Source organism: Acidovorax kalamii (genome assembly GCF_002245625.1).
Classification (GTDB): Bacteria; Pseudomonadota; Gammaproteobacteria; order Burkholderiales; family Burkholderiaceae_C; genus Acidovorax; species Acidovorax kalamii.
This window is the reverse complement of sequence record NZ_NOIG01000008.1, coordinates 541,815-566,884: the sequence shown is the minus strand read 5'-3', so window position 1 is coordinate 566,884 and position 25,070 is coordinate 541,815. Positions and strand designations below refer to the sequence as shown.

The window sequence follows — 25,070 nt, the reverse complement described above, 5'->3', positions numbered from 1 at the left end:
TGGTCCACGTGGCCGATCGTGCCCACGTTCACGTGGGGCTTGGTGCGTTCAAACTTACCTTTTGCCATTTCAATTCTCCAAAGAGCAATCCCTGTGTAGTGGTTTTACGTCTGCATCTGGTTGCTGATTCACTCCGCACAGGGGACAGAGTGGCACCGGATCGCAGACAAAACAAAGCCCGGACCACAAAGGCCCGGGCGAAGTGCTTACTTACTTGGCGCGTGCTGCCATGATGGCTTCAGACACGTTGCGAGGTGCTTCGCTGTAGTGCTTGAATTCCATCGTGTAGGTGGCGCGGCCTTGCGACATCGAGCGCAGGGTCGTGGAGTAGCCGAACATTTCGGACAGGGGCACTTCGGCCTTGATGGCCTTGCCGCCACCGACCATGTCGTCCATGCCTTGCACCATGCCGCGACGGCTGGACAGGTCGCCCATCACGTTACCGGCATAGTCTTCAGGCGTTTCCACTTCCACGGCCATCATGGGTTCCAGAATGACCGGACCGGCCTTCTTGCAACCTTCCTTGAAGCCGAAGATGGCAGCCATCTTGAACGCCAGTTCGTTCGAGTCCACATCGTGGTACGAACCGAAGTGCAGCGTGACCTTGACGTCCACCACGGGGTAGCCAGCGAGCACGCCTTGCGTCACGGCTTCGTTGATACCCTTTTCCACCGCTGGGATGAATTCGCGAGGCACCACACCGCCTTTGATCGCGTCCACGAACTCGATGCCCTTGCCGGCTTCGTTGGGTTCGATCTTGAGCACGACGTGGCCGTACTGGCCCTTACCACCGGACTGGCGCACGAACTTGCCTTCGGCTTCTTCCACCGTCTTGCGGATGGTTTCGCGGTATGCCACCTGGGGCTTGCCCACGTTGGCTTCCACGCCGAATTCACGCTTCATGCGGTCCACGATGATTTCGAGGTGCAGCTCGCCCATACCACCGATGATGGTCTGGCCGGATTCTTCGTCGGTCTGCACGCGGAACGATGGATCTTCAGCAGCCAGGCGCGACAGGGCGATGCCCATCTTTTCCTGGTCGGCCTTGGACTTGGGCTCCACAGCCTGACGGATCACGGGCTCGGGGAACACCATGCGCTCCAGCGTCACCACGGCGGCGGGATCGCACAGGGTTTCACCGGTCGTCACGTCCTTCAGACCCACGCAGGCAGCGATGTCACCGGCGCGGATTTCGTCCACTTCCTGGCGCTCGTTGGCGTGCATCTGCACGATACGGCCGATACGTTCCTTCTTGCCACGCACGGGGTTGTACACGGTGTCGCCCTTGGAGAGCACGCCGGAGTACACGCGCACAAACGTCAGCTGGCCCACGAACGGGTCGGTCATCAGCTTGAACGCCAGGGCCGAGAACTTCTCGTTGTCGTCCGCTTTGCGGGTGACTTCCTTGTCGTCTTCGTCGAAGCCGGGCACGGGAGGCACGTCCAGGGGCGAAGGCATGAGTTCGATCACGGCGTCCAGCATGCGCTGCACACCCTTGTTCTTGAACGCCGTGCCGCACAGCATGGGCTGGATTTCACCGTTGATGGTGCGCGTACGCAGGCCCTGGGTGATCTCTTCCTCCGACAGATCGCCCTCTTCCAGGTACTTGTTCATCAGGTCTTCGGAGGCTTCAGCAGCCGCTTCGACCATCTTTTCACGCCATTCCTTGGCCACTTCAACCAGGTCAGCCGGGATGTCTTCAAAGGTGAACTTCATGCCCTGGGATGCTTCGTCCCAGATGATGGCCTTCATCTTGCGCAGATCGACCACGCCCTTGAAGTTGTCTTCAGCACCGATCGGGATCACGATCGGCACGGGGTTGGCCTTCAGGCGCAGCTTCATCTGGTCCACGACCTTGAAGAAGTTGGCACCGGTACGGTCCATCTTGTTCACAAAGGCCAGACGGGGCACTTTGTACTTGTTGGCCTGACGCCACACGGTTTCCGACTGGGGCTGCACGCCACCCACAGCGCAGTACACCATGCAAGCACCGTCCAGCACGCGCATGGAACGCTCCACCTCGATGGTGAAGTCCACGTGGCCGGGGGTGTCGATGATGTTGATGCGGTGCTCGGGGAAGGACATGTCCATGCCCTTCCAGAAGCAGGTCGTGGCAGCCGAGGTGATCGTGATGCCACGCTCTTGCTCTTGCTCCATCCAGTCCATGGTGGCCGCGCCGTCGTGCACTTCACCAATCTTGTGGTTCACGCCGGTGTAGAAAAGAATACGCTCGGTCGTGGTGGTCTTGCCGGCGTCGATGTGGGCCGAGATACCGATGTTGCGGTAACGCTCGAGGGGGGTCTTGCGAGCCATGGTGGATCCTTGGATGGGTCGTGTTATTCGGGGGACGGGCCAGCATTGTTGCGCTGCAACCCGTCAATTTTGTGACCGCCTCAATCGCCACAAGGCTGCAGGCAAAAATGCTTGCAGCCTTGCGTCTGGCGACGAAAACGGCTCGTCGATTTAGAAGCGGAAGTGGCTGAATGCCTTGTTGGCTTCGGCCATGCGGTGCACTTCGTCACGCTTCTTCATGGCGCCGCCACGGCCTTCGGTGGCTTCCAGCAGTTCGTTGGCCAGGCGTTGGGCCATCGACTTTTCACCACGCTTGCGGGCGGCTTCCTTGATCCAGCGCATGGACAGGGCCAGGCGGCGGACGGGGCGCACTTCCACAGGCACCTGGTAGTTGGCACCGCCGACGCGGCGGGACTTCACTTCCACCATGGGCTTCACGTTGTTGATGGCAACGGTGAAGGCTTCCAGAGGGTCCTTATCGGGGTGCTTCTTCTCGATCAGTTCCAGGGCGCCGTAAATGATGCGCTCTGCAACTGCCTTCTTGCCGCCTTCCATGATCACGTTCATGAATTTGGACAGCTCTACATTGCCGAACTTGGGATCCGGCAGGATTTCACGTTTGGGGACTTCGCGACGACGTGGCATTTTTTACCTCTATCTTTGCTTCAGTTGGCGTCTTTTCAGACACCGCGAGAGTCATTGAAACTCCCACTTACTCGACCCGCGCAGACTATCTGCGTTTGGGGTCACTACGCTGCATCACCGCGCCACGCGGGAAACAGCACCGAAAATTCTTTGCAAAAAAACGCAGGGCTTACTTGGCCTTGGGCTTCTTGGCACCGTACTTGGAGCGCGCTTGCTTGCGGTCTTTCACGCCTTGCAAGTCGAGCGAACCACGCACGATGTGGTAACGCACACCGGGCAAGTCCTTGACACGACCGCCGCGAACCAGCACCACGCTGTGTTCCTGCAGGTTGTGGCCTTCACCGCCGATGTAGGAGATCACCTCAAAACCGTTGGTCAGGCGCACCTTGGCAACCTTACGCAGAGCGGAGTTAGGCTTCTTGGGCGTCGTGGTGTACACACGGGTGCACACGCCGCGGCGCTGTGGAGAGTTTTCCATCGCAGGGCTCTTGGACTTGGTCTTTTCGACCTCGCGCCCCTGACGGACCAGTTGATTGATGGTTGGCATGAAATACGTCCCTAAACGTAAAAAACGAAAACGTGAAACCCTTCGGAAATTCCGAAAAGCCTTCTAATGTAGCAGCAAGCCCCTGAACGGGCAAGCGTTGCGAGCTTTCCCCCGTGAACACAGCCCCCCCCTTTTCCGCAGGCTCCAGCGCGAAGCACCGCCACAACCTGCAAAAGCGCGCTGCCAATGCCAGGACCGCCGCGCAAGGGCCGCCCCGCAGCGCTGGCGGTGTCCCCCTTCCCGAACGGCGCAGCCATTCGAGAGAAGGGGTGAAGGCGCAGTAGCGCCTCAGGGGGATGGCCTGGTTACTTAATCCAGAGGCGGATCGCATCCCAGGCCCGGCCCAGGATGCCCGCCTGCTCCACCCCCTCCAGCGCCAGCAGAGGCACCTCGCCCACCACCTGTTCGCCCAGCATCACCTTGAGGGAGCCGATGGGCTGGCCCTTGGTGTAGGGCGCCACCAGCGGGTCGGGGCGGGAAATCTGGGTGGTGACCTTGCCGGCGCTGCCCGCAGGCACCGCCACAACAATGGCCTCTTCCCGGCCGATTTTCAGCACACTGTCCTTGCCCTTCCAGACAGCGGGGGTGGCCACGGGCTTGCCGGCGTCGAACAGCTTGACGGCTTCGAACGCGGTGTAACCCCAGTTCAGCAGCTTCTGGCTTTCGTTCGCGCGCGCGTTTTCACTCGCAGCGCCCAGCACGATGGACAGCAGGCGGCGCTGGCCCACACCGGGGAATTCACGCTTGGACGTGGCCACCAGGCAGTAGCCCGCCGCAGCAGTGTGGCCGGTCTTGAGGCCGTCCACGGTCGGATCGCGGAACAGCAGCGAATTGCGGTTGTTGCCGTTCGATGCGGGCGTGCCGGGGTAGCTGTACTGCTTGGTGGAGTAATAGTGCATGTACTCCGGGAAGTCCTTCATCAGGCGCATGGCCAGCACGGAGAGGTCGCGCGCCGTGGTGGTGTGGCCGGGTTCGGTCAGGCCTTCGGGGTTCTTGTAGCTCGTGCCGTTCATTCCCAGGGCCTTGGCCTGGTCGTTCATGAGCTTGACGAAATTCTCGGCTGTGCCGCCCACGCCTTCGGCCAGGGCCATGGTGGCGTCGTTGCCGGACTGCACGATCATGCCCTTGATGAGGTCTTCGACCGGCACCTGCATCTTGGGGTCGATGAACATGCGCGAGCCGGGCATCTTCCAGGCGCGCACGCTCACGGGCAGCTTCTGGTCCAGCGCAATCTTCTTGGCGCGCAGCGCGTCAAACACCAGGTAGCCCGTCATGAGCTTGGTGAGCGAGGCCTGCTCCACCGGCGCGTCGATGTCCTTGGCGGCCAGCACCTGGCCCGCGGTGACATCCACCAGCATGTAGGTGCGCGCGGCGATTTCGGGGGGCTGGGGTGCCTGGGCCAGGGCGCCGAAGGCAGCCGGGGCCACCGCAGCAAAGACGGCCAGGGATCGCAACGCAGACAGGATTCGTTTCATGGGGCAATAGGGGGCTGGGGAGGCTCGGAAAAAGAGGAAAAGAAAAACGCGCAGAGAGGGGAAGAAGGTCCGGAGAGCCCGGGCCGCCCCCTCAGGCGCCCGATTGCAGGTGGCGCACCACCAGATTCTTCAAAAGCGGCAATTGTCCGTGAAAGAAATGCCCGCCCGCCGGGATCACTGTGACAGGCAGTATCTGGGGCCGCGCCCAGTCCATGACGGCAGCCAGCGGCACGGTGTCGTCCGCCTCGCCGTGCACCACCAGGGTGCGCAGGTGGGCGTCGGGCGGCACGGGGGCCACGGTGAATCGGCTGGCGGCGGTGCCGACCAGCACGGTTTTGTCCACACGGCCCGTGGGCCAGAGCGCCTCCAGCGCGTGGCTGGTGACAAAGGCGCCAAACGAAAAACCTGCCAGCGCAATGCGCTGGCCATCTGCCGCAGGCGCGACCTGCTCCACCACGGCCAGCAGGTCCTGCAACTCACCCCGGCCGTCGTCGTGCACACCCGCCGTGCCGCCCACCCCCCGGAAGTTGAAGCGCACGGCCGTGTAGCCGCACTGCACAAAGGCGCGCGCCAGGGTCTGCACCACTTTGTTGTCCATGGTGCCGCCAAACAGCGGATGGGGATGGGCAATGATGGCCACGCCCCGGGGGCTGGCACCGTCGGCCAGCGCGGCGCTGTCGCGCACGGCCTCGATGGCGCCTGCGGGGCCCGACAAGGTCAGGCGTTCGGTCTGGGCATTCACGGGATTGCTATCCTATTAATAGCTTCAAGCGCTTATCCATCAGGCGCAAGCAGCCAAAATCATTCAAAAAAGAAAAGGATGGAGCCCGTGTCAGCGGCCAAGTTCCGCTGGGGTGACCAGGCGCTCCACCACCTGGCCGTTCTTGAGGTGCGATTCGACGATCTCGTCGATGTCGGCGGCGTCCACATAGGTGTACCAGGTGCCCTCCGGGTAGACCACGGCGACGGGGCCGCCCGCGCAGCGGTCCAGGCAGCCCGCCTTGTTCACGCGCACCTTGCCGGCGCCCGCCAGCCCGGCCGCCTTGACCTGGGCCTTGCAGCGGTCAAAACCCGCCTGGGCGTTGTGGTGGGCGCAGCTGTCTTCGCCGTTGGTGCGATCGTTCAGGCAGAAGAAGATGTGGCGCTGGTAGTAGCCGGGCGCTGCGGCCGGTGCGGAGGAGGTGTCACTCATCCGGGCATTTTAAGTTTGCCCATCCCGCCGGGACACCCGCAAAAGCACATACAGCAGCGTGGCATAGGGCCAGAGCCAGCCCAGCCACTGCCCCAGGCCATAAAAGCGGATGAACCGGCCCTGCTCCCAGATCTGCAGGGTCTGAGCAAAATAAGCGCTGGTGGGCGCCTGGTTGAGCAGCGCCAGGTGCCAGGCCAGCGCCAGCAGCAGCACGGCAGCGCAGGCCCGGCGTGGCAGGGCCAGCAGCAGCAGCGCCAGCGCCAGCGCCCCCCACACACCCACGCGCACGGGCAGGCTCATCCATTCCCAGGCATGCACCGGGCCCCAGCTCAGCGCGGCCGACAGCGCCGTGAGGACCACGCCCACCACCACCACCCCCAGCGCAAACAATGCGCGCCGCCCCATCTGGCGGATCACGCAGTAGCCCAGCAGGCAGGGGATGAGCAGGCCCAGCGTGACACACAGCAGCTCGCCACTGGGCGAAAGCGGATCCAGCGCGGCCTCGCGCAGGGGCAGCCAGTCAAGAAATGGCGTGTCGGCCAGCAGCTCGATGAGCGCCGCCTCCAGCCGCTCCAGCACCTGGCCCAGGCCAAAGGGCACGGCCGCCGGGAACAGCAGCGCCAGCGGCCACAGTGCCAGCAGCACCATGCCGCCCGAAGCGTCCGAGACAAACCAGCGCGAGCGGAAGTCGCTCCAGCGGTCCAGCGCGCCCAGGCGCTCCAGCAGGGCGGCACTCAGGGCGCCCGCCAGGGTGCCGCCCATATTGAGCAGCAGGTCCAGGTTGGATGGCACCCGCCGGGGCAGGTAGATCTGCAGAAACTCCAGCGCCAGCGACAGCAGTGCGCCCGCCACCGTGGCCAATGCCACGGCCACCAGCACACGCCGCCAGCCCGAGCGCAACATGCCCAGCACCAGCAAAAAGCCCAGCGGCGCATACCCGGCCGCATTGGTGACCACGTCGAAGCCTGTCCAGTACGGCGGGGGCAGGCGGGCGAGCAGGAACACCAGCGGGTCAATGCCCTGAGCGCGCCAGCCGTCAAACGGAAAAAGGCTCGCAAAAACGATGAGCGCCGTGTAGATCAGCGCAAGCGGCCAGGCGGAGGTCTTGTGCACCAGCGTCAGCCCTGCACCATCAGAAGGGCTTGACCACCACCAGCACCACCGCCACCAGCAGCAGCAGCACAGGCACCTCGTTGAACCAGCGGAACCAGACATGGCTCTTGCGGCATGTGCCATCGCCCAGCTTGCGCAGCAGCACGGCGCAGGCATGGTGGTAACCGATCACCAGCACCACCACGGCCAGCTTGGCGTGCATCCAGCCGTTGCCCGGGCCTCGGCCGATGCCATAGCCCATCCACAGCCACACCCCCAGGGCCAGCGCGGGCACCGCCAGCAAGGTGGTAAAGCGCAGCAGCTTGCGCGCCATCAAGAGCAGCCGGTCGCGCTCGGCCACCGAGCCCGGCGCCACCATCTGCAGGTTCACGAAGATGCGTGGCAAATAGAAAAGGCCAGCAAACCAGCTGGCCACGAAGACGATGTGAAAGGCTTTGACCCAGAGCATGGGTGCAGTTTACGTTCCAGCAAGCTTTGCCACGGCCCAGGCCCGGACAAAAAAAGCCCGGCTGTCCGCCGGGCCAGGAAAGCCTGTTTTTGCATTGCTGCAATCCGAGGCCCCGCTCAGGGAGGAAAGCGGGGGGCAGCAAGCCGCCCGGCGCCAATTTAGCACCGGGCACAGCGTGTTACAAGCGGCAATACCAGGGTGGGTGTGCGAAGCACTGCGGCCCGAGACTGGCACGCGCCAAGCCAGTGCACCCGTGGATCCGGCTTCGCCGGTCCAAGGGGTGCGTCCCCCTCGGGGGAAGGCGCCGACAGGCGCCACAGGGGGGCTTCATAATCCAATGATGCACCTCCAAAGCCCCGCCCCCTTCCCCCAGAACCGCCCCCGCCGCCTGCGCCGCGATGCCTTCACCCGCCGTCTGGTGCGCGAGAACCTGGTCACCGCCGACGACCTGATCTACCCCGTGTTCGTGCACGAGGGCACCAAGCGCAGCGAGGCCGTGGCCTCCATGCCCGGCGTGGACCGTCTGAGCCTCGACCTGCTGCTGCCCGTGGCCGAAGACTGCGTGAAGCTGGGCATCCCGGTGCTGGCACTGTTCCCGGCGATTGACCCCGCGCTCAAGACGCCCGACGGCAAGGAGGCCCTGAACCCCGACGGCCTGATCCCGCGCGTGGTGCGGGCGCTGAAGAAAGAATTCCCCGACCTGGGCGTGATGACCGACGTGGCGCTGGACCCGTACACCAGCCACGGCCAGGACGGCGTGCTGGACGAGACCGGCTACATCATCAACGACGAGACGGTGGAGATCCTCACCGGCCAGGCGCTCACGCATGCCGAGGCGGGCGTGGACATTGTCGCGCCCAGCGACATGATGGACGGCCGCATCGGCGCCATCCGCGAGGCGCTGGAGGTGCAAGGCCACATCCACACCCGCATCATGGCCTACAGCGCCAAGTACGCCAGCGCCTTCTACGGCCCCTTCCGCGACGCGGTGGGCACCCGCGGCGCCCTGGGCAAGGCCGACAAGAACGTCTACCAGATGGACCCCGGCAACAGCGACGAGGCCCTGCGCGAAGTGGCCATTGACATTGCCGAAGGCGCCGACATGGTGATGGTCAAACCCGGCATGCCCTACCTGGACATCGTGCGCCGCGTGAAGGACGAGTTCAAGGTGCCCACCTTCGCCTACCAGGTCAGCGGCGAATACGCCATGATCAAGGCCGCCGCCGCCAACGGCTGGCTGGACCACGACGCCGTGATGATGGAAAGCCTGCTGGCCTTCAAGCGCGCAGGCGCCGATGGCGTGCTGACCTACTTTGCGCGCGACGTGGCCCGTAAGCTTCAAAAATAGTAGCTACCCGCGCTTACCCAGCGCGCGCAGAAGCCATTTTTTGGCAAAAATCCGGGGCCTTGTTGTTCATGCGCATCTTCCACATCCACAGCGGCAGCGTGCAGGAGCTGGCCGAGCTGCCCACACACATGCCCGCCCAGGGTTTTGTCTGGATCGCCTGCGCGCGCCCGGTGTTCCAGGCGCGGCTGGCCGAGATCCAGGCGAGCCTGCAGGCCCTGGTGGGGCTGCAGCTGGTGGACCTGCATGTGTCCGACCTGCTCAACGCCCAGCTGCCCTCGCACTACGACTACACCTCGCAGTACGACCTGCTGGTGTTCCGCCGCCTGGCCACGGCACAGGGCGACGGGGCGGCCCAGCCCCCGGCGCCAGTTCCTGCGCCTTCGCCTGTGGCCCCGGCGGAGAGCCCCGCGCGGCGCAACGGCCCACCCGTGCTGCGCCGCATCGACACCAGCCCTGTGGGTTTTGCCGTGTTCGACCAGTTGCTGCTGACCGTGCACCCCAGCGACTGCGCCGTGCGCGATGCCTATGCCACGCGGCTGCTGGCATCGGCACCCGCCGCCAGCACCAACGGCGAGGGCCGCAGCAACCCGGCGGCCGGTGCCCGCGTGCCCACCAGCCCGGCCGACCTCATGCTGCGCGTGGTCAACCAGATGGTGGACGGCTACCTGGACCTGCGCCGCGAACTCACGCGCCAGCTGGACCACTGGCAGACCGAGCTGCTCAAGCCCCGCGCGCGCTACGTCAACTGGAACTCGCTGCTCGAAGCGCGCCTGTCGCTGCACATGCTCGACGAGATCTGCGAGGACCAGCGCACCGCCGTGCAGGACTGGATCGACGCGCTGGAAACCTGGACCCTGCCCGACACCCCCGCAGGCCTGCGCGAGCTGGACCTGCTCAAGGTGCGCAGCCGCGACGTGCTGGAGCACATCGAGCGCGTGGTGCACCATGTGCGGCGGCTGGAGCAGAGCACCGAAACCGCCGTGCAGATGCACTTTTCGGTGCAGAGCAACCGCACCAACGACATCATGCGCACGCTCACCGCGCTCACCGCCGTGTTCCTGCCGCTGAACCTGATTGCGGGGATTTTTGGCATGAACTTCGACTTCATCCCGCTCATCCACAAGGCCGACGGCTTCTGGTGGGCGCTGGGGTCGATGGTGTTCATCGCGCTGGCGCTGGTGCTGGTGTTCTGGCGCAAGCGGTATTTGGCCAGAACTCGGTGACAACCCCCTGAGCGGCTGCGCCGGTTTCAATGGCTGCCAGCGAAACGGCAGCGAGGGGACGAGCCCCATACCCCAGCAATTGTCAGCTCACGGCCTGGCCACCCCGAACAACCCCGCCCCGTTGTCCCACGCAATCTTGCGCGCCACATCGGCAGGCAGGCCGCCCAGCCACTGGCGGTAGCCCTGCATCAGGCTTTCGTAGTGTTGCCAGCGCTGATTCACCCAGGTGTCCGAGCCGATCACGAAGCGCGTGGGGTACTTGAGCAGCAGCGCACGCCAGGCGGGGCACAGCTGGTTGTCGTCACACACCAGGCCGGGGCGGTACGAGAGTTCGCCCACCAGGCCGGGGTAGCGCGCCATCAGTGCGTCCACCCGCTCCACCGGCGCGCCGCCGATGCCGGTGTGTGCCCAGATCAGGCGCACCTTCTGGCCCTTCGACGGCGTGTTGGCCATGAGCAGGTCGATGGCCACATCGTCCACATGGGCCAGCACTACCAGGTCGCGCTCTTCGGCCAGGGCCATGAGCTTCTGGGCCACGGGGCCGTTGGCATTGGCGCTGTCGTACAGGTGGAATTCGCCAATGCCCCGATACGGCCCGGCCGCCGTGCCGCGCGCCAGTTCGGTCTGCACCATGGTGTAGATGCTCTCGTCGGCAAACCAGCCGGAGTAGTCGGCCCGGTTGCGGTACAGCCGCACAAAGGGCACGACGGTGACGCCTGCCTCGCGTGTCTGCGGCAGGCCCGCCAGCGTGAGCGAACCCGCGTTGGGCCGCGAATTGGCCACGATGGCGCGCACACCGCTGGCCTTCATGCGCGCGAGCACATCGGCGGGCGGATGCGGGCCGGTTTTGCCGTCCCAGGCCTCCTCGTTGTAGTGCAGGTGGGCATCGAACAAGGGGCCGGCGTAGTCGGCCGCGTGGGCGCTGGCGCCAATTGCTACCAAAAAGATAGCTATCAGCGTTTGCTGGATGCACGCCAGGGGTCCAAAAAGCTTGAATTTTTCCATGGCAACCCCCGGTAGATGCGTTGGTAGGTGGGTGTTGGTTGTATCAGGCCAAGTGCTTGTCGAAGAACGCCAGGGTGCGGTCGCGTGCGGTCATGGCCGAGGGCTCGTCGTAGCTGCCGCGCTGGTCGCAGTTGAAGCCGTGGTCGGCGGCGTAGATGTGCACCTCGGCACCCGGCTGGGCGCGGGCAAAGGCCTGCACGCTGTCCACGGGGATCCAATGGTCGCGCTCGCCAAAGTGCGCCAGCACGGGCACGCGGGGCTGGCGGGCGGCTTCGTCGGGGCTGGTCATGCCGCCGCCGTAGTAGGGCACGGCGGCCGACAGACCGTTGAGCGTACAGGCCGCGCGCCAGGTCAGCAGCCCGCCCCAGCAAAAGCCCACGATGCCCACCTTGCGGCCGCTTTGCGCGGCGGCGTAGTCGATGGCGGCCTGGATGTCGGGCATCACGCCGGGGGCGGGCAGCGCCTCCACAGCAGCCTTCAGGCCCATGCCGGCCTGCATGTCTTCACCGGTGTAGCCCAGCTCCACGCCCGGTTTCACGCGGTGGAAGGTCGAAGGCGCCACCGCCAGGTAGCCACGCGCCGCAAAGCGGTCGGCCACGGCGCGGATGTGGGAGTTCACGCCAAAAATCTCCTGCAGCACCACCACGGCGCCGCGCGGTGCGGCATCGGGCTGGGCCACCCAGGCCGGAAATACAAAACCGTCACCCGAAGTCAGATCGACAAACTGTCCCATGCTGCAATCTCCTTGATAAAAAATGCGCCGAAGTGGCGGTGTGCCTGCTGCAAACCGCTGCCCGCAGCACGCAGAACCTGTTCCAATGCGCCATTCTTGCAGGAGACCCCGATTTCATGGACAAGATCGCCTTAATCACCGGTGCCAGCCGAGGCATTGGCGCCGCTACCGCCCTGCTGGCGGCACGCCAGGGATGGGCGGTAGCGGTGAACTACCAGGGCAACCAGGCCGCCGCCGATGCGGTGGTGCAGCAGATCCGCGCCGCAGGCGGCACCGCCCTGGCCGTGCAGGCCGATGTGGCCGACGAGGCCCAGGTGCTGGCCATGTTTGCCACCATCGACGCGCAACTGGGCCGCATCACGGCACTGGTGAACAACGCGGGCGTGGTGGACACCACCCAGCGGGTGGACGAGATGAGCGTGGCGCGCCTGCGCCGCATGTTCGACATCAACGTGATCGGCAGTTTCATCTGCGCACGCGAAGCCGTGCGCCGCATGAGCGCGAAACACGGCGGAGCGGGTGGCAGCATCGTCAACGTCTCCAGCGCCGCCGCGCGGCTGGGCGCGGCCCACCAGTATGTGGACTACGCGGCGGCCAAGGGCGCCATCGACACCTTCACCGTGGGCCTGGCGCGTGAGGTGGCGGCAGAAGGCATCCGCGTGAATGCCGTGCGCCCGGGCCTCATCGAAACCGACATCCACGCCAGCGGCGGCCTGCCGGACCGCGTGCGCGACCTGGCCCACCAGGTGCCCATGTTGCGCGGCGGCACCGCCGAGGAAGTGGCCGAGGCCATCGTGTGGCTGATGTCGGATGCTTCGCCTTACACCACCATGTCATTGCTTGAAGTCTCTGGAGGACGCTGATGGACCTGAAACCTCTTATCACCCTGCTGGCCATCGTGAACCCGCTGGCCATCGTCCCGTTTTTCATCCACTACACCCAGGGCTTCTCCTACGCGCAGCGGCGCCGCACCATCCAGGTGGCCAGCTTCAGCGTGTTCTGCGTGATTGCGGCCTGTGCGCTGCTGGGCCTGCAGATTCTGGATTTTTTCAACATCTCGCTGCAGAGCTTCCAGGTGGGTGGCGGCATGCTGCTGCTCATCAGCGCGATGAACATGCTCAACGCCCAGCCCGCCGAGGCCAAGCCCAGCACCAACGAGTATGAAGAAGGGGCAGAGAAAGCCGCAGCGGGCAGCAGCATTGCCGTGGTGCCACTCACCATCCCGCTGCTCACCGGCCCGGCCAGCATGTCCACCGTGGTGATCTACGCCGACCGCGCCCAGGGCGTGTGGCAGACCGCCACGCTGGTGGGTTACGGCGTGGTCATCGCGCTGGCCACCGCCGTGTGTTTTTCGCTGGCCGACCCGATTGCACGCGTGCTGGGCAAGACCGGCATCAACGTGATGACCCGCCTGATGGGCTTGATCCTGGCCGCGCTGGCGGTGGAGGTGATGGCGGACGGGCTGGGCAAGATTTTCCCCGTACTGATCGCGCGCTGACCGTCCATGTCTGCCCGCCTGCTGCTGCTCGAAGACGACCCCGCCATTGCCCGCACCGTGGCCTACGCGCTGGAACGCGACGGGCTGCTGGTGACGCACAGCCTGCTGGTGCACGACGCGCGCCAGCAGCTGCAGCGCGCACGTTTTGACCTGCTGGTGCTGGACGTGGGCCTGCCCGACGGCAGCGGGCTGGACCTGCTGCGCGACGTGCGCAATGCGCCGCCCACAGCCGCCCTGCCCGTGCTGATGCTCAGCGCCCACGGCGAAGAGATCGACCGCGTGCTGGGCCTGGAGCTGGGCGCGGACGACTACCTCACCAAACCCTTCAGCCCGCGCGAACTGGCCGCGCGCGTGAAGGCGCTGCTGCGCCGCGCGGGTCACGGAAACGGCAACGGCCACCCGGCCGCAGCACCCGCCGCCTCACCCGCTGCACCCTTCCACGACGACGAGGCCGGCCAGCGCATCAGCCTGCGCGGCCAGGCCCTGCCACTGACCCGGCGCGAGTACCGCCTGCTGTCCCACCTGCTGCGCGGTGCAGGCCGCATCCACTCGCGCGACGCCCTGCTGGCCGCCGCCTGGGGCGACGACAGCGAAAGCACCGACCGCACGGTGGACACCCACATCAAGACCCTGCGCGCCAAGCTGCGCGAGCTGGACCCGGGGCGTGAATACATCAGCACGCACCGAGGCATGGGTTACTGCCTGGACATCTAACGCCAAATTGGCCACTACCGCCTGTCCATAAAGCGCAGACAGCTATTGTTTTTGAAGTAACACCATGCGCCTCGGCATCCGACTGCTGTTTGCCTTCTTCCTCATCAACGGCATCGCCGCGTTTTTTGTGCTGCGCGTGTTTATGGCCGAGATCAAGCCCAGCGTGCGCGAGGTGATGGAGGACATGATGGTGGACACGGCCAACATCCTGGCCGAGCTGGCCAGCGAAGACCTGGCGGCTGGGCGGCTGGCGGCGGGGGCCGACAACAGCAGCACCAGCCCGTTTGCCCAGCATGTGCGCCGCTATGCCACGCGGCCCATTGATGCGGCGATCTGGGGCTTTTCCAAGCAGTCGCTCGACTACCGCATCTATGTGACCGACACCACCGGCCGCGTGCTGTTCGACTCGGAAAACCGCGCCGTGGGCGCCGACTACTCGCGCTGGCGCGATGTGGCGCGCACGCTGCGCGGCGAGTACGGCGCACGCTCCACCCGCGATGTGGAGGACGACGACACCAGCGGCGTGATGCATGTGGCCGCGCCCATCTATGTGAACAGCCAGATCGCGGGCGTGCTGACCGTGGCCAAGCCTACGCGCACGGTGCAGCGCTTTATCGACCGGGCCGAGCGCAAGGTGTTCATGGGCGGGCTGCTGCTGCTGGCGCTGTCGGCCGCCGTGGGCGTGGCGGTGACGCTGTGGATGGTGTGGAACGTGCGCCGCCTGCGCGACTACGCCCTGAGCGTGCAGGGCCCGGCCGACGGCGAACGCCACGACCCGAACCTGCCGCCCCCCACGGCCCTGGCCGTGCCAGAGGTACCCGGCGAGCTGGGCGACCTGGCCCGCGCCATGGACCGCATGCGCGCGCGGCTGGAAGGGCGCGACTACATCGAGGGCTATGTGCGCGCGCTCACGCACGAGCTCAAAAGCCCCGTGGCCGCCATCCGGGGCGCGGGCGAGCTGCTGCAGGACGAGCTGCCCACCGCCGACCGCGCCGAGTTTGCGACCCAGGTGGTGCAGCAAAGCGAGCGCCTGCAGCGCATCATCGACCGGCTGCTGGAGCTGTCCAAGCTGGAGCAGCGCCAGCACGCCGAAGGCCGCGCGCCCGTGGCGCTGCACGACTGCGCCGAGGCCGCCATTGCCCAGACCCGCGCCCGCGCGGGCCAACGTGGCATCACCCTGGCGCTGCAAGGGCACGGCACCAGCGGCCCGTGGGAGGCCGAACTGGTGACGCTGGCGCTGACCAACCTGCTGGACAACGCCATCGACTTTGCGCCCGCAGGCAGCACGGTGCGGGTGGAACTGGACGGCGCCGCGGTGGCCGTGCAGGACAGTGGCCCCGGTGTGCCCGACTACGCACTGCCGCGCCTGGGCGAGCGCTTTTTCACCACCGCACGGCCGGGCGGCGAGCGCAGTGGATCAGGGCTGGGGCTGGCGATTGTGCGGCGGGTGATGACCCTGCACGGGGGCCGCATGGTGGCGCGCAACACGCCGCCGGGGTTCCGGGTCGTGCTGGAGTTCGAATCGGCGGGATGAGCGGGATGAGCTGGCGACCAGCGTTCAATCGGAAATTTCTCCTCCCGGCTCCCAGCGCCAGGCCCCCTGCAGCATTGTGGGCCGCTCGCGGCTGAGCTGCCAGATTTGCTTGCGCACCAGGGTTTCCTCAGGGCTTTTGCAACGCGCCTCAATGCGGACATGGATGATCCGGTAGCCCGCATGGTCGGGCTGGCGCTTGGCCGCATGGATCTTGGCCAACTCGCACTTCGCGTTGCGGTACTCCATCTGGAAGCGCTCGCGCACGGCGTCATCGTCGGGGTAAGCCGGCGTTCCGCACGCTGCCAGGAGCAGCAACGGGAGCAGGCTGCCCACGGTCCGGCCAAGCCGGTTGTCAGGTCGATATGACATGGCGATCCCCCTCTTCTGCCCCCATGCTACCCGCCCGAAGCAGGGCGACTTCACACTGACCTCACAAACTTCATAGCGCCCTCACAGCGCGCCACAACACTGCCCCCACAACATTCACTTGTGGAGGATCTTTTGCTCAAACACCCCTTGTTCACCAAACTGGCGGCGCTGGCCGCCATCACCGTGCTGCTGCTTTTTGGCCTCGGGCTGATCGAAGATGTGGTGCGCGACCGGCTGCGCTACCGCAGCATCACCGCACAAAGCGTGGCCGAGAGCCTGGCCGGGCCACAGACGCTGATGGGCCCCATGATCCACAGCGCCTGCGTGGAGAGCTGGGAGGTGGAGACCGGCAAGGGCGATGAGCGCCGCATGGTGGAGCAGCGCCGCGAGTTCTTGCTCACGGCCATGCCCGAGCAGCTCAAGCTCAGCTCCGGCGCCGCGATGGAAGAGCGGGCGCGCGGCCTGCACAAGGTGAACACCTACAACCTCAAGGCTCATGTGACGGCGCAATGGGGGCCGCTGACCAGTCTGCTGCCACAAACCACCATGAAGAATTCGCGCATGGTGTGTGGTGCCCCCGTGGTGATGATGGCGGTGGGCGATGCGCGCGGCATTCGCACCGCGCAGCTCACGCTGGGCAACCAGGCCATGGCCCTCAAGCCCGGCACCTTCCACCCTACGTACAGCCGGGGCCTGCACGCGATGCTGCCGGAGTCTGTGCGTGGCAAGGCCGACGGCCTGACAGCCACGCTGGACCTGGAGCTGGTGGGAACGGAACGCCTGGGCATCGTCCCGCTGGGCGGCAACACCGAGGTGCTGATGACCAGCAGCTGGCCGCACCCTTCGTTTGCCGGGCGCTTTCTGCCGTCGGAGCGTGAGGTCAAGAAGACCGGCTTCTCGGCCCAGTGGCGCCTGTCGTCGCTGGCCACCACGGCGCAGGCCGACGTGGCCAGCGGCAAACGCGTGTGCCTGGCAGGCGCAGAGGACGGCATCGGCCATACCCCCGGCAGCAACGCGGGCGACTGCGCCGACAGCTTCAGCGTGGCCTTCATCGACCCGGTGAATCCCTATTCCCTCTCGGACCGCGCCACCAAGTACGGCGTGTTGTTCATTGCCCTCACCTTCGTGGCCGTGGGCCTGTTCGAGCTGATGAAAAAGCTGCGCGTGCACCCGGTGCAGTACCTGCTGGTGGGCAGCGCGCTGTGCAGCTTCTTCCTGCTGCTGGTGAGCCTGTCGGAGCACCTGCCGTTTGGCATTTCGTACGCGGTGGCCGCCACGGCCTGTGTGCTGCTGCTGGCCTATTACGCCAGCCACATGCTGGGCAGCCTGGCGCGGGGCATTCCGTTGGGGGCGGGCATTGCGCTGCTCTATGGCCTGCTGTATGTGCTGCTGCAGCTGGAGCAGACGGCGCTGGTGGTGGGCGCGATTGCACTCTTCCTGGTGCTGGCGGCGGTGATGGTGCTGACGCGCAAGGTGAACTGGTATGGGCTGTCGCAGAGCGGTGGCACGCCGGGCCGCCCCATGCCGCCCAAGCCACCGTCCACACCACCCACCTCGCCCATGCCACCCACACCAGCCGCGCCCACCGCACCGGCCCGCCCTGTCACCCCAAGCGCGGAGGCCGCATGACACCCGGAGCCCTGGGCCCGCAGCACGGCATCCCACCAGCCCTTCGCACCTGGGCCGCACACCTGGCCCAGGGCCCAGGGGGCGCAGGCCCCCTCACCCCGGCGGCATTGGCGACGACGCTGACGGCGGCCGAGGCCGCCCGCGTGCAGCGCCACCGCGACCAGCTGATGAGCGCGCTGCGCGCCCGGGACCGGGTGGCGCTGGTCAGCGCGAAGCAGCAGGTGCTGGAGGCAGCCTTCTGCCCCCACGAAGTGCCGGGCACGGCCGGTGCAGCCGCAGCGCCGTCGCCCGCCCTGCGCCGCGCGCTGCGCGATCTGTCGTGGCGCATGGCGGCGCTGTTGCTGCCACGTAGCCCTGGTTGCTGAAAGGCTGGAGGTCGTTTGCCCGCGCCCGCGTGGCAGAGCCCGGCATGCCCGCCTGGACATGCCGGGCTTTTACATGCCTCGGAACCTCAAAAACAATGATCAAAAAGAGGCTTTTCGCTTGCCCATCAAGCGGAAATAGCTATCAATAAATGAGCAAACTATTCCTCTACACCACCACCGTGCGGCTGCGGCCCTCGCGTTTGGCGGTGTACAGCGCGGAATCGAGCAGGCGCAGGGTCACGTCGAGCGGGCGCAACGGGTCAAACAGCGTCAGCCCCATGCTGACCGACAGCTGCTGCGGGGGCTCGATGCCGGGCAGGGGCTGCTGGGCGAGCGCAACATGCACACGCTGCGCCACGGCCTGGGCTTGCTCCACCCCGGTGGCGGGCAGCAGGGCCAGAAACTCCTCGCCGCCCCACCGCCCCACCACATCGGCGGCCCGGAACACACTGCGGCACAGGTCGGCAAACAGCTGCAGCGCCTGGTCCCCCACATGGTGGCCATGCACGTCGTTGATGCGCTTGAAGTGGTCCAGGTCCATCATCAACAGGCAGGCGGGTTCATTGCCCCGCTGCAGCAGGGCCTGCTCCTGCCGCAGGCGTTCGGTGAATGACCGTCGGTTGGCCAGCCCGGTCAGCACATCGGTGTGGGCCAGCACAGCCATCTGCTGGCGGGCGGCGTCCAGCTCGGCCAGCATCTGGCCCTGGCGGTCGTTGGCGCGGTGCAGTTCCAGCAGCCGGACTACCTGGCGCGCCAGGGCGCTGAGCAGCTCCTGCGCACGCGGCGACAGCTGGCGCGGCCGGTGGTCCAGCACGCACAGGGTGCCCAGGGCGTAGCCATCGGGCGTGATCAGGGGGGCGCCCGCATAAAAGCGCAGCGGGTGTTTCTGGGTGACGATGCCGTAGTGCGCAAACCGCACGTCCTGGGCCAGGTCGGGCACGATGAACACGTTCGGCTGCCGGAGGGCGTAGCGGCACACGGACTGATCGAGCGGCGTCTCCCGATTGGGCAACCCTTGCGCCGACTTGAACCACTGGCGGTCGCGGTCCACAAAACTCACCAGGGCCACGGGCGCCTCGCACACATGGCCCGCAATGTCGGCCAGCTCGTCGTAGGCGGGCTCCATGGGGGTGTCGAGAATCCCGTAGCGCTGCAGGGCCTGCAGGCGCTCGGTGTCATCGACCAGGGCTTCGAGGGAAGAGGTTGCGGCCATGGAGCACAGCGGCCATGCCGCCCACACTTGCCTAAAGAAAAGGCAGCATGCCACACAAGCGGTGCCCGCGCACGGGTAAAAGCACGCTTGCGGCCGCGCAACGCACATCCTTCATTCGCACAGTCGCGCTGCGCGAAGGCCCTCGCAAGCCGGAGACTTCAGGCCACTGCGGCCTGCCGCGCGTTGTCTGTGCTGTCCGCCACAGGCTCATCACCCGCGTCCGAGCAGGTGGCGCCACCGCAGCCGTGGATCAGCTCACCGGGCAGCGCCTGCGGTGCGTGCACCACGCCGGTGGCGGGGTCAAACCCGACACGGCGCAGGTGCAGGGCCAGCGCCGCGTCCATGCTCTGCGCATGCTGGGGGAACCACAGGGCCAGCTCGCTGGCCATCACGCGCAGCACCTGCAGGTCGCCCTGCGCGGCCCGTGCGGCGCCTTCGCGCATCACCTGCAGCACCACGCGGTGCTGCATGCTGTGGCAGTTGCCCGAGGCAAACCGGGTGGAGGCCATCCAGGCGTCTTCCTGGCCAAAGTGCTGCTCAGTGTGCTCCACCAGCGCCTGCCAGGCCGGCTGCAGTTGCGCGTCGTCCGCCTGCGCCACAACCGCCAGCAGATCGACGAACTCCCGGTGGGTGTCGTCCATCAGGGGCAGGTCCAGGTTCAGCGCGTCCGACCATTCGAGTTGGGCCATGGGTATCAATCCCTCTGCCGTCCGGCAGCAAAACAATGGGAACAATGGAAAGCCCAGCTTAGAAGCCGCCCTGGCACCGCGTATTGATGCAGGTCAGGCAAATCCCGCCTGCACACGGAAAAAGCCCCGCCAGAGCGGGGCGTTGTAGAAAAACTGCACGGTGGCAGTGATCAGCTCTTGCCGTACATGCGCTTGATGTCGTCCACACAGGCCGACTTGGCGTTGCCCGACAACGCATCGCAGCGCTCCTTGGCCGCCTGGTAGTTGGCGTCGTTCTTCTCGGCGTTGGCGTCCTTGCGGGCCTCCGCCACGTCGGCCGCCTTCTCGGCCGGATTGTCTGCGGGCTTGGCCTGCACAGCAGCCACCTTGGCGTCCGCCTTGGCCTTCACGCGGGCGGCCTTGGCGTCTTTTTCGCAGACGTCCTTTTCATTGCCCTTGAGGTCGTCGCATTTTTCCTTGGCGACTTCGTAGGCAGCGTCAGCGCGCGCTTCGGCTACCTTTTGCGTGTTTCTAGGGCTGGGTTTGTACTGGGCTTCCAGTTCGGCCTGGGCAACCTTTTCCTTGCCCTTGGCTTCCTTCTGGCAGATGTCCTTGGCGTTGGCGGTCAAGGCATCGCATTTTTCCTTGTCGGCCTTGTAGGTCGCTTCAATGCTGTCCTTGGCGGCCCTGTGCTCGGCCGGTGTCATGGCAAAGGCGGATGTCGCTACCAGACCGGCAGCCACGGCGGCGATCAGCGTGCGTGCGGATGGGATTGGCATGGGGTTCTCCTCGGCATCGGGGGTAGACAGTGCAGTGCGCGTGCAGCAGGGCATGCCTGCTGCTCCTGCGGCGGCGATGGGCGGGCCGCACAACCCGGGTTGTGCAGCCCCGCCCGTCAATCGTTGAAGCGGAAGTCCGGGTGGCGTTCCTGCCATTCCTTGAGCTGCTTTTCGGCCGCTTCGCGGGCCAGACCCTGGCGCTCCTGCAGCTTGCCCAGGAACTGCTCACGCTTGCCGTCGATGACATCCAGGTCATCGTTGGTGAGCTTGCCCCACTGCTCGATCAGCTTGCCCTTGAACTGCTTCCAATTGCCCTTGATGGTGTCTTCATTCATGGTTGCATCCTTCAAAAACCTCGCCCTGGCCATCCACCCGGAATGCGTGGAAACACTGCGTGGGGCGATGGGTTCACTGTAAAAACGAATCAGTCAGCGGGCCGTAGTCCATGCCAAGCGGTGTGCGTGGGCCCAGGCCTACGGGGTTGACGGACGGGGCCGACGGGCGCCGCACAGAGCCCCAGAACACGTGGTGGCGGGGCTGCGTCTGCGCACAAAGTGTTGCAATCGCCCATCATCTGCAAGGGTGACGGACTGCCTCCTCCTGAGGGCCGTTTCCCCTGGTAACACTTGCACCACCGAGCAACGCGCCTGGTGTGATTTAGTCACGGCTGCGCACTTTGGACCGCGCAAGACTCCACACAGGCATTCATGAAAAATACGCACGAGGGACCTCTGGCCACGCAGGGCGCAGAGGCAGTAGAGGAAAAACCCGTCTCCACCGAGCAACAAGACACTGCCAGCAGAAGCCCTGCCCCGCTGCTGGCCACGCTTTTTGCCTCAACTGCCCTTGCAGCATGCGGAGGCGGAGACGGCGGAGGCCAATCCCCCGTCTACACGCCCGTGACACTGCCGCCCGCTGCGGGAACACCGTCCCCCGGCGTCATGCCCCCCCCGGCACCATCTCCCACACCCGCCCCTGCGCCAAGTCAAGGCCCCGCGCCTTCTCCAGCGCCGGGGCCTTCCCCTGCACCCAGCGCTCCTCCAGGCAACTACGCCTACCCCGCAGCCACCACCGACCAGGAAGCCGCGCGCTTCCTGCTGCAAGCGCAGTTCTCCGCCTCCACGGCCGAGATTGCAGCCCTGCGCTCCACCACCTATGCCGACTGGCTCAGCAGCCAGTTCAGCGGCCCCACCAGCCAGACAGGCTGGGACTGGCTGAACCAGCGTGGCTACGCGGCCATCAGCGACAGCACGGCCTACTACGACAACTCCTACCCGGCGGACTACATGATCTGGAAGCAGCTCATGACCTCCCCCGACGGCCTGCGCAAGCGGGTGGCCCTGGCGCTGTCCGAAATCTGCGTGGTCTCGCTCACCGGGGTGGACATCACCTGGCGCTGCCATGCCATGGCCTGGTACTGGGACCAGCTGGTCAGCAACGCGTTTGGCAACTACCGCTCTGTGCTGGAAAACGTCACGCTGAACGCGGCCATGGGCTACTACCTCAACACCCGGGGCAACCAGAAGGAAAACGCGGCCACCGGCCGCCAGCCGGACGAGAACTACGCCCGCGAAATCATGCAGCTGATGTCCATTGGGCTGGTGGCACTCAACCCTGATGGGACGATCAAGAAGGATGGCGCGGGCAAACCCATCGACAGCTACACGATGGACGATGTGACCAACCTTGCTCGGGTGTTCACCGGCTACGACTACGACCAGACGCAGAACGTACCCACCACGGTGCCAGGCACCTCGCGGGTGGTGTCCAACACCACCTTTGCACGCCTGCCCATGGCGCTCAATGCATCGCGCCACTCCACTCTGGCGGCCACCTTCCTCGGCACCACGGTGCCCGCCAACACGCCCGGGGCGGCGGCGCTCCAGATGGCGCTGGACACCCTGTTCAACCACCCCAACGTGGGTCCGTTCATCGGCAAGCAGCTCATCCAGCGCCTGGTGACCAGCAACCCCTCGCCCGCCTATGTGGCGCGCGTGACGGCGGCCTTCAACAACAACGGGGCGGGGGTGCGGGGTGACCTGCGCGCCGTGGTCCAGGCCATCCTGCTGGACGACGAAGCCCGCTCGCCCGCCGGCCTCAGCCAGCCTGGTTTCGGCAAGCTGCGCGAGCCCATGCTGCGCTTCGTGCAGTGGGGTCGCACCTTCGGGCTGAACTCGGCCCAGGGCAGCTGGAAAATCGGCGACCTGACCGACCCTGGCTCCCGCCTGGGGCAAAGCCCGCTGCGCTCGCCCTCGGTGTTCAACTTCTTCCGCCCGGGGTATGTCCCCCCGTCCACCGCGCTGGCGGCCACCGGGGCCGTAGCGCCCGAGTTCCAGCTGGTCAACGAAAGCAGCGTGGGCGGCTACCTCAATTACATGCAAGGCGTGATCCGCAATGGCATTTTTGTGACCGCACCCGACCAGCCCAACAGTGGCAGCAACGCCAACAACGGCTACGACATCAAGGCCACCTACGCCAACGAACTGGCCATCGTGGCCGATGCCGATGCCCTGGTCGCACGCATCAACCTGCTGATGTGTGCAGGCCAGCTCTCGGCGGCCACGGTCAAGCTCATCTCCGATGCACTGAAGGCCACGGCCGTCACCGCCACCAGTTCGGACAACGCCAAGCTGGACCGCGTGGCGGCCGCCGTCTTCCTGGTGATGGCCTCGGCCGAGTACCTCATTCAAAAGTAAGCCCCGTCCACTCCGCCGACAGAACCCAAGAAGCCCAGCCATGCACCTGCTTCAACCCGAACTCCACACGCGCCGCGCCTTCCTGCGCCGCTCCACCCAACTGGGCCTGGCAGGCACCGCCCTGCCCTTTGCCCTGAACCTGGCCGCCATGGGCGAGGCCGCCGCCTTCACTGCCACCGACTACAAGGCCCTGGTCTGCGTCTTCCTGTATGGCGGCAACGACTACGCCAACACCGTGGTCACCTACGACGACGACAGCTACAACCGCTACAACACCATCCGGGGTGGCGGCTCGGGCCAGACAGCGGGGGGCATCGCGCTGGCCAAAGCCGACCTGACCCCCACGCTGCTCACGCCCACCACCGCCCTGCCCGGAGGCCGCCAGTACGCGCTGCACCCGGCCATGACGGGGCTCGCAGGCCTGTTCAACAGCGGCAAGGCGGCGGTGCAGCTCAACGTGGGCCCGCTGATCGTGCCGCTGACCCGCACCCAGTACAACAGCGCCGACCGCACCACCTACCCCATCCCGCCCAAGCTGTTTTCGCACAACGACCAGCAATCGGTGTGGCAGTCGTCGTCGCCCGAAGGCTCCACCGTGGGCTGGGGCGGCAACATCGGTGACCTGGCGCTGTCGTCCAATGGCAACTCGCTGTTCACCTGCATCTCGGTCACGGGCAATGCAGTGTTCCTGTCGGGCGACTCGGCCCTGCAATACCAGGTCAGCACCAACGGCGCAGTGGCCATCAATGGCGTAAAAAACAATGTCTACGGCTCCTCGGCTGTGCGCGCCGCCCTCACTTCGCTCATCCAGCAAGGCAGCACGCAGACGCTGGAGAACGAGTACACCCGGGTCACCACCCGCGCCGTCGCGGCCGAAAGCCAGATCACCAACGGCCTGTCCGCCGTCACGCTGGCCACCCCCTTCCCCAGCAACAACTCGCTGGCCAACCAGATGAAGATGGTGGCGCGCCTCATCGGGGCACGCTCGGCGCTGGGCAGCAAGCGCCAGGTGTTCTTGGTGTCGCTGGGCGGCTTCGACCTGCACGACAACCTGATCTCGCAACAACCCGTGCTGATGCAGCGCGTGAGCGAGGCCATGACCGCGTTCTACGACGCCACCGTCGAGCTGGGCGTGGCCGACAAGGTCACCGCCTTTACGGCCTCGGACTTCGGCCGCACGCTCAGCTCCAACGGCGACGGATCGGACCACGGCTGGGGTGGCCACCACCTCATGGTGGGCGGCGCCGTCAAGGGCAAGGCGTTCTACGGCAAGGCGCCCCCGGTGAGCATCACCAACAACACGGGCGACCCCAACGACCAGTGGCATGTGGGCCAGGGCCGCCTGCTGCCCAGCACCTCGGTGGACCAGTACGCCGCCACACTGGCCAGCTGGTTTGGCGTGAGCAACAGCGAACTCGCGGGCGTGCTGCCCAACCTGAGCCACTTTGGCGGGGCCGATTACCCCACCAACCTGGGCTTCATGGCCTGAATGGCCTGAGCGCAGGGCACGCTGGAGCGTGCCCTGCCTCCCCAACGCCCCGACCCCCACCTCTGCGGCGGAGCGGGCGCAGCAGCCCCAATAAT

General features: G+C 66.0%; 25 protein-coding genes and 1 pseudogene. 10 read left to right on the top strand and 16 right to left on the bottom strand.

Features of this window, described 5'->3' with window-relative positions:
• From CBY09_RS23525 to CBY09_RS13925, 9 genes and pseudogenes are all read right to left on the bottom strand, one after another.
• Positions 1-68: pseudogene (locus tag CBY09_RS23525) on the bottom strand (GTP-binding protein); the annotation flags it as partial.
• A gap of 142 nt (positions 69-210) precedes the next feature.
• Positions 211-2,313, bottom strand: a complete 2,103-nt coding sequence (fusA, locus tag CBY09_RS13960) for an elongation factor G (RefSeq protein ID WP_015012186.1) — start codon at positions 2,311-2,313, stop codon at positions 211-213.
• A 150-nt stretch (positions 2,314-2,463) separates the two neighbouring features.
• Positions 2,464-2,937, bottom strand: coding sequence for a 30S ribosomal protein S7 (rpsG, locus tag CBY09_RS13955; RefSeq protein WP_005798541.1), 474 nt, complete (start codon positions 2,935-2,937; stop codon positions 2,464-2,466).
• A 169-nt stretch (positions 2,938-3,106) separates the two neighbouring features.
• Positions 3,107-3,484: a 30S ribosomal protein S12 gene (rpsL, locus tag CBY09_RS13950; protein WP_015012185.1), complete on the bottom strand. Its 378-nt coding sequence runs from the start codon at positions 3,482-3,484 to the stop codon at positions 3,107-3,109.
• Between the two features lie 305 nt (positions 3,485-3,789).
• Positions 3,790-4,959, bottom strand: a complete 1,170-nt coding sequence (locus CBY09_RS13945) for a D-alanyl-D-alanine carboxypeptidase family protein (protein ID WP_094290182.1) — start codon at positions 4,957-4,959, stop codon at positions 3,790-3,792.
• Positions 4,960-5,050: 91 nt separating this feature from the next.
• Positions 5,051-5,701 carry an alpha/beta hydrolase gene (locus CBY09_RS13940; protein WP_094290181.1) on the bottom strand — a complete coding sequence of 217 codons (651 nt, stop codon included), beginning with the start codon at positions 5,699-5,701 and terminating at the stop codon, positions 5,051-5,053.
• A gap of 90 nt (positions 5,702-5,791) precedes the next feature.
• The gene (locus tag CBY09_RS13935; protein ID WP_063460178.1) at positions 5,792-6,151 is read right to left on the bottom strand and encodes a (2Fe-2S) ferredoxin domain-containing protein; all 360 of its coding nucleotides are present in this window, start codon (positions 6,149-6,151) and stop codon (positions 5,792-5,794) included.
• Positions 6,152-6,160: 9 nt separating this feature from the next.
• The gene (locus tag CBY09_RS13930) at positions 6,161-7,264 is read right to left on the bottom strand and encodes a VanZ family protein (RefSeq protein WP_240515722.1); all 1,104 of its coding nucleotides are present in this window, start codon (positions 7,262-7,264) and stop codon (positions 6,161-6,163) included.
• Between the two features lie 19 nt (positions 7,265-7,283).
• Positions 7,284-7,712, bottom strand: a complete 429-nt coding sequence (locus CBY09_RS13925) for a CopD family protein (protein ID WP_094290180.1) — start codon at positions 7,710-7,712, stop codon at positions 7,284-7,286.
• Between the two features lie 340 nt (positions 7,713-8,052).
• Between CBY09_RS13925 and hemB the strand changes: the two genes are divergently transcribed.
• Both hemB and CBY09_RS13915 read left to right on the top strand, forming a co-directional pair.
• The gene (hemB, locus tag CBY09_RS13920; protein ID WP_094290235.1) at positions 8,053-9,060 is read left to right on the top strand and encodes a porphobilinogen synthase; all 1,008 of its coding nucleotides are present in this window, start codon (positions 8,053-8,055) and stop codon (positions 9,058-9,060) included.
• Between the two features lie 68 nt (positions 9,061-9,128).
• The gene (locus CBY09_RS13915; protein ID WP_094290179.1) at positions 9,129-10,283 is read left to right on the top strand and encodes a magnesium transporter CorA family protein; all 1,155 of its coding nucleotides are present in this window, start codon (positions 9,129-9,131) and stop codon (positions 10,281-10,283) included.
• An 87-nt stretch (positions 10,284-10,370) separates the two neighbouring features.
• Here the strand turns inward: CBY09_RS13915 and CBY09_RS13910 are convergent, their stop codons facing one another.
• Both CBY09_RS13910 and CBY09_RS13905 read right to left on the bottom strand, forming a co-directional pair.
• Entirely contained in the window at positions 10,371-11,288 is a 918-nt protein-coding gene (locus CBY09_RS13910) for an amidohydrolase family protein (protein WP_240515721.1), read from the bottom strand.
• Between the two features lie 43 nt (positions 11,289-11,331).
• Positions 11,332-12,021, bottom strand: a complete 690-nt coding sequence (locus CBY09_RS13905; RefSeq protein WP_094290178.1) for a dienelactone hydrolase family protein — start codon at positions 12,019-12,021, stop codon at positions 11,332-11,334.
• Positions 12,022-12,137: 116 nt separating this feature from the next.
• Here CBY09_RS13905 and CBY09_RS13900 point away from each other — a divergent pair, with 116 nt between their 5' ends.
• The 4 genes from CBY09_RS13900 to creC all read left to right on the top strand — a co-directional run bounded on the left by CBY09_RS13900 (position 12,138) and on the right by creC (position 15,767).
• Positions 12,138-12,884, top strand: a complete 747-nt coding sequence (locus tag CBY09_RS13900; protein WP_094290233.1) for an SDR family oxidoreductase — start codon at positions 12,138-12,140, stop codon at positions 12,882-12,884.
• Entirely contained in the window at positions 12,884-13,519 is a 636-nt protein-coding gene (locus tag CBY09_RS13895) for a MarC family protein (protein WP_094290177.1), read from the top strand. The genes CBY09_RS13900 and CBY09_RS13895 overlap by 1 nt, the downstream gene beginning before the upstream one ends.
• A 6-nt stretch (positions 13,520-13,525) precedes the next feature.
• The gene (locus CBY09_RS13890) at positions 13,526-14,233 is read left to right on the top strand and encodes a winged helix-turn-helix domain-containing protein (protein ID WP_094290176.1); all 708 of its coding nucleotides are present in this window, start codon (positions 13,526-13,528) and stop codon (positions 14,231-14,233) included.
• Between the two features lie 64 nt (positions 14,234-14,297).
• Positions 14,298-15,767 (top strand): two-component system sensor histidine kinase CreC, encoded by a 1,470-nt coding sequence (creC, locus tag CBY09_RS13885; RefSeq protein ID WP_094290175.1) that lies wholly within the window; start codon positions 14,298-14,300, stop codon positions 15,765-15,767.
• A gap of 24 nt (positions 15,768-15,791) precedes the next feature.
• On the opposite strand, the gene CBY09_RS13880 is transcribed toward creC, so the two are convergent.
• Positions 15,792-16,136 (bottom strand): hypothetical protein, encoded by a 345-nt coding sequence (locus CBY09_RS13880; RefSeq protein ID WP_133066292.1) that lies wholly within the window; start codon positions 16,134-16,136, stop codon positions 15,792-15,794.
• A gap of 132 nt (positions 16,137-16,268) precedes the next feature.
• On the opposite strand from CBY09_RS13880, the gene creD reads away from it, so the two are divergent.
• Together creD and CBY09_RS13870 are read left to right on the top strand one after the other, a co-directional pair.
• The gene (gene creD / locus CBY09_RS13875) at positions 16,269-17,765 is read left to right on the top strand and encodes a cell envelope integrity protein CreD (protein ID WP_240515720.1); all 1,497 of its coding nucleotides are present in this window, start codon (positions 16,269-16,271) and stop codon (positions 17,763-17,765) included.
• On the top strand, positions 17,762-18,130 hold the full coding sequence (locus CBY09_RS13870; RefSeq protein WP_240515719.1) for a hypothetical protein: 369 nt from the start codon (positions 17,762-17,764) through the stop codon (positions 18,128-18,130). Before creD ends, CBY09_RS13870 begins: the two co-directional genes overlap by 4 nt.
• Before the next feature lie 166 nt (positions 18,131-18,296).
• Here CBY09_RS13870 and CBY09_RS13865 read toward each other — a convergent pair whose 3' ends face one another.
• From CBY09_RS13865 to CBY09_RS13850, 4 genes are all read right to left on the bottom strand, one after another.
• Positions 18,297-19,343, bottom strand: coding sequence for a sensor domain-containing diguanylate cyclase (locus CBY09_RS13865; RefSeq protein WP_094290173.1), 1,047 nt, complete (start codon positions 19,341-19,343; stop codon positions 18,297-18,299).
• A gap of 158 nt (positions 19,344-19,501) precedes the next feature.
• Positions 19,502-20,032, bottom strand: a complete 531-nt coding sequence (locus CBY09_RS13860; protein WP_094290172.1) for a hemerythrin domain-containing protein — start codon at positions 20,030-20,032, stop codon at positions 19,502-19,504.
• 170 nt (positions 20,033-20,202) lie between these two features.
• Positions 20,203-20,784: a hypothetical protein gene (locus CBY09_RS13855; RefSeq protein WP_094290231.1), complete on the bottom strand. Its 582-nt coding sequence runs from the start codon at positions 20,782-20,784 to the stop codon at positions 20,203-20,205.
• A gap of 122 nt (positions 20,785-20,906) precedes the next feature.
• Positions 20,907-21,125 (bottom strand): CsbD family protein, encoded by a 219-nt coding sequence (locus CBY09_RS13850; protein ID WP_094290171.1) that lies wholly within the window; start codon positions 21,123-21,125, stop codon positions 20,907-20,909.
• 372 nt (positions 21,126-21,497) lie between these two features.
• On the opposite strand from CBY09_RS13850, the gene CBY09_RS13845 reads away from it, so the two are divergent.
• Both CBY09_RS13845 and CBY09_RS13840 read left to right on the top strand, forming a co-directional pair.
• Positions 21,498-23,486 carry a DUF1800 domain-containing protein gene (locus CBY09_RS13845; RefSeq protein ID WP_094290170.1) on the top strand — a complete coding sequence of 663 codons (1,989 nt, stop codon included), beginning with the start codon at positions 21,498-21,500 and terminating at the stop codon, positions 23,484-23,486.
• Between the two features lie 40 nt (positions 23,487-23,526).
• The gene (locus CBY09_RS13840) at positions 23,527-24,975 is read left to right on the top strand and encodes a DUF1501 domain-containing protein (RefSeq protein ID WP_094290169.1); all 1,449 of its coding nucleotides are present in this window, start codon (positions 23,527-23,529) and stop codon (positions 24,973-24,975) included.
• Positions 24,976-25,070: the final 95 nt, after the last annotated feature.

Excerpts from the sequence above, each read along its gene's own strand:
- rpsG (WP_005798541.1), bottom strand. The coding sequence starts at position 2,937 with ATGCCACGTCGTCGCGAAGTCCCCAAACGTGAAATCCTGCCGGATCCC.
- CBY09_RS13860 (WP_094290172.1), bottom strand. The coding sequence starts at position 20,032 with ATGGCCCAACTCGAATGGTCGGACGCGCTGAACCTGGACCTGCCCCTG.
- CBY09_RS13935 (WP_063460178.1), bottom strand. The coding sequence starts at position 6,151 with ATGAGTGACACCTCCTCCGCACCGGCCGCAGCGCCCGGCTACTACCAG.
- creC (WP_094290175.1), top strand. The coding sequence starts at position 14,298 with ATGCGCCTCGGCATCCGACTGCTGTTTGCCTTCTTCCTCATCAACGGC.
- CBY09_RS13905 (WP_094290178.1), bottom strand. The coding sequence starts at position 12,021 with ATGGGACAGTTTGTCGATCTGACTTCGGGTGACGGTTTTGTATTTCCG.
- CBY09_RS13900 (WP_094290233.1), top strand. The coding sequence starts at position 12,138 with ATGGACAAGATCGCCTTAATCACCGGTGCCAGCCGAGGCATTGGCGCC.
- CBY09_RS13865 (WP_094290173.1), bottom strand. The coding sequence starts at position 19,343 with ATGGCCGCAACCTCTTCCCTCGAAGCCCTGGTCGATGACACCGAGCGC.
- CBY09_RS13850 (WP_094290171.1), bottom strand. The coding sequence starts at position 21,125 with ATGAATGAAGACACCATCAAGGGCAATTGGAAGCAGTTCAAGGGCAAG.
- CBY09_RS13945 (WP_094290182.1), bottom strand. The coding sequence starts at position 4,959 with ATGAAACGAATCCTGTCTGCGTTGCGATCCCTGGCCGTCTTTGCTGCG.
- CBY09_RS13870 (WP_240515719.1), top strand. The coding sequence starts at position 17,762 with ATGACACCCGGAGCCCTGGGCCCGCAGCACGGCATCCCACCAGCCCTT.
- CBY09_RS13880 (WP_133066292.1), bottom strand. The coding sequence starts at position 16,136 with ATGTCATATCGACCTGACAACCGGCTTGGCCGGACCGTGGGCAGCCTG.
- fusA (WP_015012186.1), bottom strand. The coding sequence starts at position 2,313 with ATGGCTCGCAAGACCCCCCTCGAGCGTTACCGCAACATCGGTATCTCG.
- CBY09_RS13840 (WP_094290169.1), top strand. The coding sequence starts at position 23,527 with ATGCACCTGCTTCAACCCGAACTCCACACGCGCCGCGCCTTCCTGCGC.
- rpsL (WP_015012185.1), bottom strand. The coding sequence starts at position 3,484 with ATGCCAACCATCAATCAACTGGTCCGTCAGGGGCGCGAGGTCGAAAAG.
- hemB (WP_094290235.1), top strand. The coding sequence starts at position 8,053 with ATGCACCTCCAAAGCCCCGCCCCCTTCCCCCAGAACCGCCCCCGCCGC.
- CBY09_RS13890 (WP_094290176.1), top strand. The coding sequence starts at position 13,526 with ATGTCTGCCCGCCTGCTGCTGCTCGAAGACGACCCCGCCATTGCCCGC.
- CBY09_RS13845 (WP_094290170.1), top strand. The coding sequence starts at position 21,498 with ATGAAAAATACGCACGAGGGACCTCTGGCCACGCAGGGCGCAGAGGCA.
- CBY09_RS13915 (WP_094290179.1), top strand. The coding sequence starts at position 9,129 with ATGCGCATCTTCCACATCCACAGCGGCAGCGTGCAGGAGCTGGCCGAG.
- CBY09_RS13910 (WP_240515721.1), bottom strand. The coding sequence starts at position 11,288 with ATGGAAAAATTCAAGCTTTTTGGACCCCTGGCGTGCATCCAGCAAACG.
- CBY09_RS13925 (WP_094290180.1), bottom strand. The coding sequence starts at position 7,712 with ATGCTCTGGGTCAAAGCCTTTCACATCGTCTTCGTGGCCAGCTGGTTT.
- CBY09_RS13895 (WP_094290177.1), top strand. The coding sequence starts at position 12,884 with ATGGACCTGAAACCTCTTATCACCCTGCTGGCCATCGTGAACCCGCTG.